This window comes from Paenarthrobacter sp. GQ52, assembly GCF_059759005.1.
On sequence record NZ_JCAXEJ010000019.1, the window covers coordinates 19,449 to 32,301 of the forward strand.

The 12,853-nt window shown below is 63.0% G+C and carries 12 protein-coding genes and 1 tRNA gene; 10 read left to right on the forward strand and 3 right to left on the reverse strand.

Translation table 11 applies throughout. The annotated features are described in order from the left end of the window. Nucleotides 1-18: 18 nt before the first annotated feature. Entirely contained in the window at nt 19-732 is a 714-nt protein-coding gene (locus tag AC6CH8_RS18935; protein ID WP_091466581.1) for a response regulator, read from the reverse strand. Continuing rightward, nucleotides 729-2,375, reverse strand: coding sequence for a sensor histidine kinase (locus tag AC6CH8_RS18940; RefSeq protein ID WP_498191895.1), 1,647 nt, complete (start codon nt 2,373-2,375; stop codon nt 729-731). The genes AC6CH8_RS18935 and AC6CH8_RS18940 overlap by 4 nt, the downstream gene beginning before the upstream one ends. Nucleotides 2,376-2,514: 139 nt before the next feature. Between AC6CH8_RS18940 and AC6CH8_RS18945 the strand changes: the two genes are divergently transcribed. The 10 genes from AC6CH8_RS18945 to AC6CH8_RS18990 all read left to right on the forward strand — a co-directional run bounded on the left by AC6CH8_RS18945 (nt 2,515) and on the right by AC6CH8_RS18990 (nt 12,275). Then, entirely contained in the window at nt 2,515-3,861 is a 1,347-nt protein-coding gene (locus AC6CH8_RS18945; protein ID WP_017200804.1) for a C4-dicarboxylate transporter DctA, read from the forward strand. A gap of 252 nt (nt 3,862-4,113) precedes the next feature. Further along, nucleotides 4,114-5,013 carry a ParA family protein gene (locus AC6CH8_RS18950; RefSeq protein WP_024820433.1) on the forward strand — a complete coding sequence of 300 codons (900 nt, stop codon included), beginning with the start codon at nt 4,114-4,116 and terminating at the stop codon, nt 5,011-5,013. Nucleotides 5,014-5,019: 6 nt separating this feature from the next. Next, entirely contained in the window at nt 5,020-5,937 is a 918-nt protein-coding gene (locus AC6CH8_RS18955) for a segregation and condensation protein A (protein WP_498191896.1), read from the forward strand. Further along, entirely contained in the window at nt 5,930-6,586 is a 657-nt protein-coding gene (scpB, locus tag AC6CH8_RS18960) for an SMC-Scp complex subunit ScpB (RefSeq protein WP_091466586.1), read from the forward strand. The genes AC6CH8_RS18955 and scpB overlap by 8 nt, the downstream gene beginning before the upstream one ends. Nucleotides 6,587-6,737: 151 nt before the next feature. After that, entirely contained in the window at nt 6,738-7,949 is a 1,212-nt protein-coding gene (locus AC6CH8_RS18965; protein WP_091466587.1) for a pseudouridine synthase, read from the forward strand. 3 nt (nt 7,950-7,952) lie between these two features. Further along, entirely contained in the window at nt 7,953-9,059 is a 1,107-nt protein-coding gene (locus tag AC6CH8_RS18970; protein WP_091466588.1) for a prephenate dehydrogenase, read from the forward strand. Next, nucleotides 9,059-9,772 (forward strand): (d)CMP kinase, encoded by a 714-nt coding sequence (gene cmk / locus AC6CH8_RS18975; protein ID WP_498191897.1) that lies wholly within the window; start codon nt 9,059-9,061, stop codon nt 9,770-9,772. The genes AC6CH8_RS18970 and cmk overlap by 1 nt, the downstream gene beginning before the upstream one ends. 28 nt (nt 9,773-9,800) lie before the next feature. Continuing rightward, nucleotides 9,801-10,496: a lysophospholipid acyltransferase family protein gene (locus AC6CH8_RS18980; protein ID WP_498191925.1), complete on the forward strand. Its 696-nt coding sequence runs from the start codon at nt 9,801-9,803 to the stop codon at nt 10,494-10,496. Between the two features lie 10 nt (nt 10,497-10,506). Then, nucleotides 10,507-12,057 (forward strand): ribosome biogenesis GTPase Der, encoded by a 1,551-nt coding sequence (gene der / locus AC6CH8_RS18985; RefSeq protein ID WP_091466594.1) that lies wholly within the window; start codon nt 10,507-10,509, stop codon nt 12,055-12,057. 141 nt (nt 12,058-12,198) lie between these two features. Then, nucleotides 12,199-12,275, forward strand: a tRNA-Pro gene (locus AC6CH8_RS18990). A 127-nt stretch (nt 12,276-12,402) separates the two neighbouring features. Here the strand turns inward: AC6CH8_RS18990 and AC6CH8_RS18995 are convergent. Continuing rightward, nucleotides 12,403-12,849: a MarR family winged helix-turn-helix transcriptional regulator gene (locus tag AC6CH8_RS18995; RefSeq protein ID WP_054809065.1), complete on the reverse strand. Its 447-nt coding sequence runs from the start codon at nt 12,847-12,849 to the stop codon at nt 12,403-12,405. Nucleotides 12,850-12,853 lie beyond the last annotated feature (4 nt).

A 12,853-nucleotide genomic window follows, 5' to 3' on the forward strand; every position in this document is an offset into this window, starting at 1 on the left:
CGGGTAACGGGAGGATCCCTAGGCCCGGTTCCAGCCGTACTCGTTCTCCGGCCGGCCAGGGGTGCCATACCTGGGCGCCCGGGTGACCGTTCCGGCGTCGGCAAGGTATTCCAGATAGCGGCGGGCGGTCACTCGGGACATCCCCAGTGCGTCCATGACCTCACTTGCGGACACCGGCCGCTGCCCCGCCCTCACCAGGTCCTTCACTGACTCCAGCGTTGACCCGGAGAGTCCCTTGGGCAGCGGCAGTTCCGTGGGTGCGCGAAGACTCGCGAAAGCCTGGTCAACGTCACTCTGCGAGGCCCCTGCTTTGGAAATGCCGGACATCGAGCCCGCCAACTGTTCGCGGAAGGTCCGGTAGCTGCTGAGTTTGTCGGCAAAGGTGGCGTACGTGAAGGGTTTGATGAGGTACTGCACGACGCCGATGGACACGGCGCTGCGGACGATGTTCAGTTCACGGACGGCAGTGATGGCGATGATGTCGGCAAAGACTCCCGCGGAACGCATCCGCCGGGCCACGTCCAGGCCGTGGAGGTCAGGGAGGTTCATGTCCAGCAGGACGAGGTCCACAGGGGAGCCGGACGCCGCAAATTCTCCGAGGATGCGCAAGGCCGACTGGCCATCGGGTGCCGTCCCCACCAAAGTGAAGCCGTCCAAGCGGCCAATGTAGACAGAGTGGGCGTCCGAGGCTATTGGCTCGTCCTCCACCACCAGGACACGGATCTCTGTCATGCCTTCTCTTCCTCGGGAACCGGCGCGGGGAGCATGACGTGGAACTGTGCTCCGCCGGGATTGCTGATGGTCATCGTACCGTTGAGCCGCTCCACTGCCTGACGGACCAAGGCCAGGCCAACGCCCCGACCGTGGGCACCTTGCGGGTTTCCTTCCGGAGACTTGGTGCTGAAGCCGTACTGCAGGACGTCATCGATGGAGCCCGGATTGATGCCGCTGCCGGAGTCACGCACCGTAAATTCGACGGCGGCAGGTCCGGCTTCCACGTCCAGCTCCACCTTCCGGGGAAAGTCGCCGGCAGCGGCAGCGTCAATCGCGTTGTCCAGCAGGTTCCCGAGAATGGTCACCAGGTCCTGGATCTCGAGGCCACGCACGCCGGAGCGCCCTGAGGTTCGGACCACCAATTCCACCCCGCGTTCGTGGGCTTCCGCCGCCTTGCCCATCACCAAGGCGCTCATGACGGGCTCGTCCACGGAGGCCACCATGTCATCGGTGAGTTGCTGGCTGAGTTCAAGATCCTTGGTGGCAAAGTCCAAAGCCTGGGGCGTGCGGCCCAACTCCAACAGGGAAACGATCATATGGAGCCGGTTTGCATGCTCATGTGTCTGGGCGCGCAGGGCATCGGAGAGGGTCTTCATCGTCTGGAGCTCCGTGCCCAGGGATTCGATTTCGGTACGGTCGCGGATAGTGGCCACCGTCCCGTAGACGGCGGGTTTCTGCCGGCTCCGCTCAGGCACCGGCCCTACCGCCGGGGCCTGGTTGACCACCAGGATCCGCGAACCAGTCAGATGGATTTCGTCATGTGCGGGCCTACCCGATTCGAAAAGAGCCCGCAGGCTGCCATCGAAGGGAAGATCGGCGAGTTTGGGGGCGTCGTCAGGGGACCGGTCGGCGTCGGACGGCTCAAGGCCCAGAAGCTCCGCGGCTTGGTCGTTGTACATCACCGCCTTGCCGTGGGTGTCAATCAGGATCACGCCTTCGCGGACGGAGTGGAGGACGGACTCGTAGTACGCGAACAGTTGTGCCAGCTGCTCTGGTCCCCATCCCCTTGTGACCGAGCGCAGATAGCCGCCCAAGAGCCAGGAGGCCACTGATCCGAAGAACAAGACCACCAACGCGATGACGCCAATCACTCCCAGCCTCTCGGCAACGTCGGTGTCCACTGTGCGGACCGTGATGCCGGCAGCGACCAAGGCTTTGACGCTTCCACCGGCGTCCTTGACGGGAGCGATGGTTCGGACCGAGGGGCCCAAGGTTCCTGCAGTAACTTCGGTGAAGGTTTCACCGCCGAGGGCCGGCTCAATCGTCCCGATATATGGCTTGCCCAGTTCCTCTGTGCGGGGGTGGGTCCAGCGTGTCCTGTCCGGAGCCATGATGGTGATGAAATCAGCATCGGCGTCGTCCATGACTTCCCGCGCGTAGGGCTGGAGGATGGCTGAAGGATCTGCCGTGGATGAGGCCTCCAGGACAAGGGGATTGTTGGCCAGGGACGTGGCGATCGCCTGCATCCTTCCGCCGGCTTCGTCGTAGGCCCTGTCCCTGGCCTCCACCACGGAGAACGCGCCGAAGACCGCCGTCAGGACCAGGACGAACAACAGGTTCGCCACGAACAAGCGGCGGGCGATGCTCCAGCTGTGAAACACGTGGGCCTCCCATGACCAATATGACCGCAACGGTGATGTGTGTCACCAACGGCTCAATGATGGATATCACACAAGGGCAGCGGATTGGACATCAGTGCAGGACCGCAGCGCCTTACACAGTATCCAGAAGGAGAATCCCATGACCTCTCAACGAGGAGAGTCGGCAGTAGCCGCCAAAGGTGGACGCAAGGGGCTCGACAAGTCGCACTACCTGTACATCGCGGTCATCCTGGCCGTAGTGCTCGGCGCCGTGGTCGGCCTGATGTTCCCCGAGGTTGGCAAGTCCCTCAAGCCGCTCGGTGACGGCTTCATCAAGCTCATCAAGATGATGATTGCCCCGGTCATCTTCTGCACCATCGTCCTGGGCATCGGCTCCATCGCCAAAGCGGCAACCGTTGGCAAGGTCGGGGGACTCGCCCTGGGCTACTTCGTGGCAATGTCCACGTTTGCCCTCGCCATCGGCTTGGTGGTGGGCAACCTGATCCACCCGGGCGAGGGGCTCAAGCTGACCCCGTACGATCCCACCAAGAAGGCCGATACCAACAGCACAGTGGACTTCCTCCTGGGAATCATCCCCGGCGACATCCCGGTCCTGCCCACCCTTCTGGCTGCCATCCTGGTCGGTTTCGCACTGCAGAAGATGGGAAAGCAGGGTGCACCCATCCTCACAGCCATCGGTCACGGACAGCGCCTCGTGTTCCGCATCCTCATCATGATCATGTGGCTGGCCCCGGTTGGAGCATTCGGTGCCATCGCCGCCGTCGTTGGTGCCACCGGCGCCCAGGCGATCCTCAGCATGTTCACCCTGATGCTTGCCTTCTACGTAACGTGCGCACTGTTCATCGTGGTCATCCTCGGTACGCTGCTCCGCGCAGTGGCCGGCGTGAACATCTTCAAGCTCATGAAGTACCTGGCCCGAGAGTACCTCCTGATCTTCTCCACCTCTTCCTCCGAGGCAGCCCTGCCCCGCCTGATCGCCAAGATGGAGCACTTGGGTGTCTCCAAGCCGGTTGTCGGCGTCACGGTTCCCACCGGCTACTCCTTCAACCTGGACGGCACGGCCATCTACCTGACCATGGCATCGCTGTTCGTAGCCAACGCCATGGGCACGCCGTTGGATCTCGGCGCGCAGATCTCCCTGCTGGTCTTCATGATCATCGCTTCCAAGGGTGCTGCAGGCGTCACGGGTGCCGGACTTGCCACCCTTGCGGCCGGCCTCCAGGCACACAAGCCTGAGCTCTTGGGCGGCGTGGGCATGATCGTTGGAATCGACCGCTTCATGTCCGAGGCACGTGCATTGACCAACTTCACCGGCAACGCAGTCGCCACAGTCCTCATCGGCACCTGGGTGAAGGAAATCGACAACGGCCAGGTAGAGCGTGTCCTCTCCGGCAGCGAGCCCTTCGATGAGCAGACCATGATCGCCCACGGCGGCGAAGAAGAGGCTGCACCCGAGGCTGAGAACCGCGAGAAGGCCACGGTCTAGCAGGATCAGCGTCAACGCAAGATAGTTCGGAGAAGGCCGGCACCCCACCAGGTGCCGGCCTTCGCTGTTCCCGCGGCAGCCCAGGCACGCGCCTCAACCTTCGACCTCAACCAGAGGGTCAAGGCTCAACAATCGGCCAAAGTCAAGTTCCCCAAATAACCGTGTCGGGCGCTGTAGCCTAAAGGGGTAGCAGCGCTGTCGTCCGGGGGCGCAGCGGCAGGGAAGATCGTCGTCGAAAGAGTGGTTAGATACGTGAGCATCGAACGGGGAACAGCTACGCTGGAAGGCACCGAGCTCGATCTGGAAGACGCCATCATGGGGCCCACGGGCCGCCCTTACCGCGAATTCCCGGAACCTGCTCCACTGGCCTCCCATGGTCCGGCGAGAGTCATCGCCATGGTCAATCAAAAGGGTGGCGTGGGTAAAACCACCTCCACCATCAACTTGGCGGCTGCGCTCGCTGAGTACGGCCGTCGCGTCCTGTTGGTGGATTTTGATCCGCAAGGCGCTCTGTCCGCCGGCCTTGGGGCCAACCCGCACGAGCTCGACCTCACCGTCTATAACGTCCTGATGGACCGCAAGGTGAACATCCGCGATGCCATCCAGCAGACCGGTGTTGAAGGCGTTGACCTCCTGCCCGCCAACATTGATCTCTCTGCTGCCGAAGTCCAGCTGGTCAACGAGGTTGCCCGTGAGCAAGTCCTGGACCGCGCACTCAAAAGCGTTGAGGATGACTACGACGTCGTATTGATCGACTGCCAGCCGTCGCTGGGCTTGCTGACAGTAAACGCGTTGACTGCAGCCCACGGCGTCATCATCCCTTTGATCTGTGAATTCTTCGCCTTGCGCGCCGTTGCGCTTCTGGTGGAGACCATCGAGAAGGTGCAGGACCGCCTCAACCCGCGCCTGCAGGTGGACGGTGTCCTGGCCACCATGTATGACGCCCGCACCCTGCACAGCCGCGAAGTCATCTCGCGCCTGGTGGAGGCATTCGGGGACAAGGTCTTTGAGACAGTCATCAAGCGTTCGATTAAGTTTGCAGATGCCACCGTGGCCGCCGAGCCCATCACCAGCTACGCCGGCAACCACATCGGAGCTGACGCTTATCGCCGCCTTGCCAAGGAACTGATCTCGCGCGGCGGCGCGCCCTAGCGGACGGTGGGACCGTCAATCGCCCCCACCGCCGTAGCGGAAACAGCCGCTGAAGCGGAAACGCCCGACGCCGGTGCCTCCGAAGCCCGTAAGGTCGGCTTTGAAGTACGCCTCGCTAACTTCACGGGCCCCTTTGACCTTTTGCTCGGCCTCATTTCCAAGCACAAGCTGGATATCACCGAGGTGGCGTTGGCCACGGTCACCGATGAATTCATCAAGTACATTAGGCGCCTCCAGGAGCTGGGGGAGGACTGGGCGCTGGATGAAGCCAGTGAGTTCCTGGTGATCGCTGCAACGCTGCTGGATTTGAAGGCGGCGCGCCTCTTGCCTGCCGGTGAGGTGGAGGACGCTGAGGACATCGCGCTCCTGGAGGCAAGGGACCTGCTGTTCGCCCGTCTGCTCCAGTACAAGGCCTTCAAGCAGATCGCCGGGATCCTGGGCGAGACACTGGAACAGGAAGGTCGGAGGTATCCGCGGCAGGTTGCCTTGGAAGGCCATTTCGCTGCGCTGCTTCCGGAACTGGTGTGGCGGCACACGCCGGAGCAGTTCGCGGAACTTGCCGCCAAAGCACTTAAACCCAAGGATTCCGCCCCTGCCGAGGTGGGCTTGGACCATCTTCATGCTCCGCCGGTAAGCGTCAAGGAACAGGCCGAAATCATGGGCTACCGCTTGAAGCTGGGCGCGCCGTTATCCTTCCAGTCGCTGATTGCCGACGCCGAGACTACTTTGGTGGTGGTGGCACGTTTCCTCGCGTTGCTGGAAATGTTCCGCGACCGCGTGGTTGCGTTTGAACAGCCCGGCCCGTTGGCTGAGCTGACGGTTCGGTGGACAGGTGATGATGCCGGCTGGGACGGTTCCAGCCTGAGCGAGGAGTACGAATCAGGAACAGAAGCGGATCGAAGCGGGGGTGGCATCAGTGAGTGAGCAGGAAGCAGTCGAGGATGGCTTGGCTGAACTGGAGGCCCTGCCCGGCGGTGCGCGGGCGGCATTGGAGGCGGTCCTTATGGTCATTGATGAGCCGGCCACCTCGGAGGAGCTGGCCGCCGGACTCAACGTGACGGTCGCCGTCGTCGAGGATTTGCTGCAGGACCTGCAGCGGGAGTATAGCGGCTATACTGTTAAAGCCCCGGACGTGGATGCTGTCGGCTTTGCTGCTGCCAGTACTGCACCCCGGGGTTTTGAATTGCGGAACGTCGCCGGTGGGTGGCGGATCTATTCACGGTCGGAATTTGCCGACATCGTGGGCAGGTTCGTCCTTGAGGGCCAGACCACCAGGCTTACTCAGGCAGCCCTTGAGACCCTGGCGGTGATTGCTTACCGGCAGCCGGTCTCCAGGGCCCGGGTGTCTGCCATTCGCGGCGTCAACGTCGATTCCGTAGTCCGGACGCTTACCCAAAGGGGTTTGATCGAGGACTCCGGAAACGATCCCGAATCGGGAGCTGTCCTTTACCGGACAACCTCGTACTTCCTGGAACGGATGGGCATCGGTTCAGTGGCTGAACTGCCACAGCTCTCGCCGCACCTTCCGGGTTTGGAAGGGATCGACGAGTACTACGACGCAAGCCGGATGTAGCCACGGCCCACACCGGCACTGCAGGACAACTTCATACTGATTCACGGCACCTGACCAAGGTGCACAGCGACAAGGGGCAGACGATGTCTGCCCGGCTGGCTAGTGTTGATTCCAACACCAATTGCCGGCCATTACTACACAAGGACGGGTCATGACACAGGCGGGACGCCAGAGTTCACCACGTAACAGTTCGGGACGCAACAGCTCCGGACGCAATGAGGCCAAGGGCGGCACCGGCCGCTCCAACGCCGGCGGCTTCTCGGGCCGCGGCGGTAGCGCCGGCGCTGGAAAGCGCAACTTCACCCAGGGCGAGGGACGCCCCTTCAAGGCATCGAAGCCGCGCGAAGCGGCCCCTTTCGATCCTGACAACCCCACAACTGCGGGCGATTACGATCGCGGCCAGGCAGCCAGGCCGGCAAAGCCCTTCCGCAAGCCAGGCTCCAACAAGCCCGGCTTCGGCAAAGCCCCGGGCACTCCGGGCGCCCTGAAGCCCAAGGCGAAACCTGCACGGCAGTACGGCTCCAAGGCCTTCGGCAGCGAACGCTTCGGCCAGAACCTGGGCCCCATCCGGAAGCCGGGTCGCAACCGCGGCCCGCGCCAGGAAGTCCCGCAGTCCGACCTTCACGACGTTGACGGCGTCCGCCTGCAGAAGGTCATGGCACAGGCTGGTGTGGCTTCACGCCGTGTGTGCGAGGAAATGATCCTCGAAGGACGCGTCGAAGTTGATGGAGTGGTTACCACCGAACTTGGTATGCGAGTGGACCCAACGTCTGCCGTGATCCACGTCGATGGCATCCGGATCCAGCTGGACGAAACCCTCGTCTACATGGTCTTCAACAAGCCCAAGGGCGTCGTTTCCACCATGGAAGACCCCGAGGGTCGTCCCTGCATCAGCGACTTCCTCAAGAACAACAAGAACAAGGGCGAACGCCTCTTCCACGTCGGCCGCCTCGATGTCGCCACTGAGGGACTGCTGCTGCTGACCAACGACGGCGAACTTGCCAACCGCTTGACGCACCCTTCGTATGAGGTTCCCAAGACGTACCTGGTCCAGGTGCGTGGCCCGTTCCCGCAAGGTGTGGGCGCGAAGCTGAAGAACGGCGTCGAGCTTGAAGACGGCGTTGCTGCAGTGGATTCCTTCCGCTTGGTGGACTCCACTCCAGGCCACGTCCTGATTGAGGTTGTCCTGCACTCGGGCAAGAACCGTATTGTGCGTCGCATGTTCGACGCCGTCGGGTTCCCTGTGGAGCGTCTTGTCCGCGTCAAGGTGGGCCCCATTGGCTTGGGCGACCAGCGCCAGGGCAGCATCCGCAACCTCGGCAGGCAGGAAGTCGGACACCTCCTGGCATCGGTGGGACTCTAGGGCATGTCGGCATTCGGTACGCACGGCAGGGGTCATCTTGATGGCCCGGTCGTCGTCCTCGGTACAGGCTTGCTTGGAGCCAGCATCGGCCTGGGCCTGCGCGGACGCGGGGTCCCGGTTTTCCTTTTCGATCCTTCGCCCACCAACCAGGCGGTCGCGGTGGATATCGGTGCAGGACGTCCGTTGGGGGAGCTGGATGAAGAACCCCAACTGGTAGTTGTCGCGGCTCCGCCGGATGTTACAGCAGACGTCGTGCAGAAGGCCCTGGCGGACTACCCGTCCGCCGTCGTGGCTGATATTGCCAGCGTCAAAGCCACCATCCAGGCGCAGCTGCGCGAACGCGGGGTGGACCTTGCCCGCTATGTGGGTACCCACCCCATGGCAGGCAGGGAGAAGTCCGGCCCGGTTGCGGCCAGGGGAGAGCTTTTCACCTCCATGCCCTGGGTGCTTTGCCCCTCCGAAGAAACGTCGGATGCTGCACTTCAGGCTGCACGTTCACTTGCAGGGGATCTGGGAGCGATCGTTTCCCAGTTCACCGCGGACGAGCATGATGAAGCCGTGGCGTTGGTGTCGCATCTGCCGCAGATCATGTCGTCGCTTCTGGCGAGCCGTTTGCAAGGCACGCCGCTGCATGCCCTCTCCTTGGCGGGCAACGGACTCAGGGACACTACCCGCATTGCAGCAAGCGATCCCACCCTCTGGGTACAGATCCTGGGCGGCAACGCGGAAAAGGTGGTGTCCATCCTGCACGGTGTGCGCGAGGACCTGAACCGTTTGATCGGTACCTTGGAAGAACCGCTTGCACCCGGTGCACGGCTTGACCTTGCCCAGCTCATCAGCGAAGGGAATGCAGGCCAGGCCCGGATCCCGGGCAAGCACGGCGGACCTCCCCAGGCGTACTCGTGGCTCACCATCCTGGTGGATGACAAGCCCGGCCAGATCGCGCACCTCCTCACGGAGATCGGCGAGATCGGGGTGAACCTCGAAGACCTTCGGCTCGACCATTCGTCGGGACAGAACGTGGGCATGGTGGAACTTTCCGTGCTTCCCAGCAAGCATGACCTCCTTGTTGAAGCTTTGACTGACCGTGGATGGCGGGTACTTCAGTAATGACGCGTGAATTTTTTGGCCCGGAAACAGTTGCCCGTCCCGGCAAGCCGCTCGTGATCGCAATTGACGGCCCTTCGGGGTCCGGCAAGTCCAGCGTCAGCAAGGAAGTTGCCCGGCGCTTGAAACTGGCATACCTGGATACCGGCGCAATGTACCGGGCACTGACGTGGTACTGCCTGAAGACCGGCGTTGACCTCCAGGATGGCGCGGCGGTGGAACAGGCTTCCAAAATCATGCCGCTGGAGATCAGCACCACGACTGCCACGGAGTATGTGGCGGTTGATGGCACGGACATCACGGACGAAATCCGGGATCCTTTGATCTCTTCGTCGGTCAGTGCTGTCGCCACGACGCTCGGTGCCCGCACCGAGCTTATCCGTCGCCAGCGCGAGCTGATCGATCAGCACCACCGCCGCATGGTGGTGGAGGGGCGCGACATCACCACCGTCGTCGTCCCCAATGCCGAGGTCCGCATGCTCTTGACCGCCAGCGAGGAAGCCAGGATGCGGCGTCGTGGGATCCAGCTGGGCGGCACGCAGACCAAAGCACAGCTCAATGCCCAGGTAATCCAGCGTGACGCCAAGGACTCAACGGTAGTGAACTTCACCCAGGCGGCCGACGGTGTGGTGACACTCGATTCTTCGGAACTGAACTTTGAGGAAACCGTCCAGACCGCCTTGGCGATCGTGAGCAAGGTTATCTATGGTGACTGAGAATCAGCTCCCCTCTGTGGGGAGCAAGATGTGGAGCCGACCGGTTGGTTGGTTCCTGGATCACGTCATCTACCGGACCATCGTGGCGGGCAAAAGCAACGTTCCTGCTGCCGGACCCGTGATATTTGCCGCGAACCACATCAGCTTCCTGGATGGGCCCGTGATGTACGGTGCGTCGCCGCGCCCTATGCATATCCTCGTTAAGAAAGAGATGTTCAAAGGCTTCCTGGGCTCTGTCCTGAGGGGATCCGGACAGATTCCAGTGGACCGTGCCGGTGACCGCACCGCCCTGCATGTCGGCAGGAAACTGCTCGACGCCGGTCGTTGCGTAGGGATTCTCCCCGAAGGAACCCGGGGGAGCGGCTCTGCCGAAAGCATCAGCAGTGGAGTTGCATGGCTCGCCCTCAACTCGGGAGCTACCGTCATCCCTGTGGCCATACTCGGAACCCGACAGGGTGATGAGCATCGAGACCATATCCCCAAACCCCGCCGCAAGCTGCATGTCAGCTTCGGTGAACCCATCACGGTGAAGCGCCGGAAGGGCGAACCCGGGCGTGTTTCAATGGACAGGGCGGCTGCGGAGATCCGTGAAGCCCTGGCCGAACACGTCCAGGACGCCATCCGGGCCACAGGCCAGGGCCTTCCCCTGGAACCTGCGCCCGGCGAACCCACTTCGCAGCACCGCCATACAGCAGTAGCCGGGACGCCGGCAGAACACCACTAAGGAAAGTGCAATGAGCGATACGACTCAAAAATCCGGCCTCCACGGAGCCGGCGACGACGAATACACGCCCACCGGCACCGACCAGGTGGCGGAAAACCTGGCGGCCCTCGACGACGACGAAGCCGAGCTCCGCGCGGCCACCCTCCGGGCAGGCCTGGAGGACTACGAACTCGACGAAGAAGATGCCGCGCTGCTCAGCGGTGAATACGGCGATGAAGGCGACGAAGGTCCCCTCAAGCTGGATCCGGTTCTGGCTATCATCGGACGCCCCAACGTGGGCAAGTCCACCTTGGTCAACCGCATCCTCGGCCGCCGCGAAGCTGTTGTGGAGGACACCCCGGGCGTTACCCGCGACCGCGTCATGTACTCGGCGCGCTGGAACGGCCGCAACTTCACCCTGGTGGATACCGGTGGTTGGGAGCACGACGCCAAGGGCATCCACGCCCGCGTAGCCGAGCAGGCCGAAATGGCCGTTGAGCTTGCAGACGCCGTGCTTTTCGTCGTTGACTCCGCCGTTGGCGCGACCGCGACTGACGAGGGCGTCATGAAGATGCTCCGCAAGAGCAAGAAGCCGGTCATCATGGTGGCCAACAAGGTGGACGACTTCGCACAGGAGGCCGATTCCGCTGCCCTGTGGGGCTTGGGCTTCGGCCAGCCGTACCCGGTTTCGGCTCTGCACGGCCGTGGCGTTGCCGACCTCCTGGACCACGTCATGGACACCCTGCCCGAGTACTCGCTGGTGGACGGCGTTGAGCGTTCCGGCGGTCCCCGCCGTATCGCCCTGATCGGTCGCCCGAACGTGGGTAAGTCCTCCCTGCTGAACAAGCTCGCAGGCTCCGAGCGCGTCGTGGTGGATCCCCTGGCCGGCACCACCCGCGACCCGGTTGACGAATTCATCGAACTTGGCGACCGCACGTGGCGCTTCGTGGACACCGCAGGTATCCGCCGCCGCCAGCACATGGCACAGGGCGCCGACTTCTACGCTTCCCTGCGTACACAGGCCGCCCTCGAAAAGGCGGAGGTCGCCGTCGTGCTTCTTGCCGTCGACGAGGTCCTCAGCGAGCAGGACGTCCGTATCCTGCAGCTGGCCATTGAGTCCGGCCGTGCGCTGGTGCTCGCGTTCAACAAGTGGGACCTCCTGGACGACGAACGCCGCCGTTACCTTGAGCGTGAAATCGAGCAGGACCTGGCCCACGTGGAGTGGGCACCCCGCGTGAACATCTCGGCCAAGACCGGCTGGCATAAGGACCGCCTGGTCCCCGCGCTGGACATCGCGCTGGAGAGCTGGGACCGCCGTATCCCCACCGGACGCCTCAACGCGTTCCTTGGCGAACTCGTGGCAGCCCACCCGCACCCGGTTCGTGGCGGAAAGCAGCCCCGTATCCTCTTTGGCACCCAGGCATCCAGCCGTCCGCCGAAGTTCGTGCTGTTCACCACCGGCTTCCTGGACCCCGGATACCGTCGCTTCATCACGCGTCGCCTCCGCGAAACGTTCGGCTTCGAGGGCACACCCATCGAGGTCAACATGCGCGTACGCGAGAAGCGTGGCAAGAAGCGCTAAGTGAGACGGGCATCACAGCCCACTTTGGCTGTGATGGCGTCTCCGACCTCCAACTTCGTGTAAGCTTTTGGAGGTGGTTCGGCCGGACTGCTTAGGTGGGACTCTTCGGAGGAAAACTTAGGCGGAGAACGGTGGAACCAGCGGGCTGTAGCGCAGCTTGGTAGCGCACTTGACTGGGGGTCAAGGGGTCGCAGGTTCAAATCCTGTCAGCCCGACCATAAAGGCCGGAATCACGTGGAAACACGGTGATTCCGGCCTTTGGTCGTTAACGCTTCGTTTAGTCCCGGTCTTGTTTGTTTCCCCCTGCGTTGAACGCCGGGGGAAACAAACAAGACCGGGATCGGGCTAGACCTTTTGCAACGCGCCGAGCGCCCTCACCAGCGGTTCCAGCTCCGGCATGGACTCGGCGGCCTCCAGGGCGGAGGCCAGGGTCTCGTCATGTACGGGCTTGGCCTCCTCCAGAAGCTTCTGGCCGTCCACTGTGAGTTCGGTGTAGATGCCTCGACGGTCATCGGCGCACAGGATGCGCGTAAGCAGGCCACGGTCCTCGAGGCGGTTGACCAGGCGGGTGGTAGCGCTGCTGGATAGGGCAGTGGCGCGGGCCAGCTGTTGCATCCGCATGTGCCAGCCGTCCTGGCGACTCAGCGCATCCAGCACCGTGTACTCCACTACCGACAGGTCACTCGAGGCCTGGAGTGCCTTCTCCAGTTCGGCTTCGATGCTTCCGTGAAGGGCGGCCAGGGTTCGCCAGCCCTGCGCCCGTACTTCTACGGCGTCGTCCTTGATGCCCATGCCT

Excerpts from the sequence above, each read along its gene's own strand:
- AC6CH8_RS18965 (WP_091466587.1), top strand. The coding sequence starts at position 6,738 with ATGACACAGGCGGGACGCCAGAGTTCACCACGTAACAGTTCGGGACGC.
- AC6CH8_RS18945 (WP_017200804.1), top strand. The coding sequence starts at position 2,515 with ATGACCTCTCAACGAGGAGAGTCGGCAGTAGCCGCCAAAGGTGGACGC.
- AC6CH8_RS18995 (WP_054809065.1), bottom strand. The coding sequence starts at position 12,849 with ATGGGCATCAAGGACGACGCCGTAGAAGTACGGGCGCAGGGCTGGCGA.
- AC6CH8_RS18970 (WP_091466588.1), top strand. The coding sequence starts at position 7,953 with ATGTCGGCATTCGGTACGCACGGCAGGGGTCATCTTGATGGCCCGGTC.
- AC6CH8_RS18935 (WP_091466581.1), bottom strand. The coding sequence starts at position 732 with ATGACAGAGATCCGTGTCCTGGTGGTGGAGGACGAGCCAATAGCCTCG.
- AC6CH8_RS18980 (WP_498191925.1), top strand. The coding sequence starts at position 9,801 with ATGTGGAGCCGACCGGTTGGTTGGTTCCTGGATCACGTCATCTACCGG.
- cmk (WP_498191897.1), top strand. The coding sequence starts at position 9,059 with ATGACGCGTGAATTTTTTGGCCCGGAAACAGTTGCCCGTCCCGGCAAG.
- der (WP_091466594.1), top strand. The coding sequence starts at position 10,507 with ATGAGCGATACGACTCAAAAATCCGGCCTCCACGGAGCCGGCGACGAC.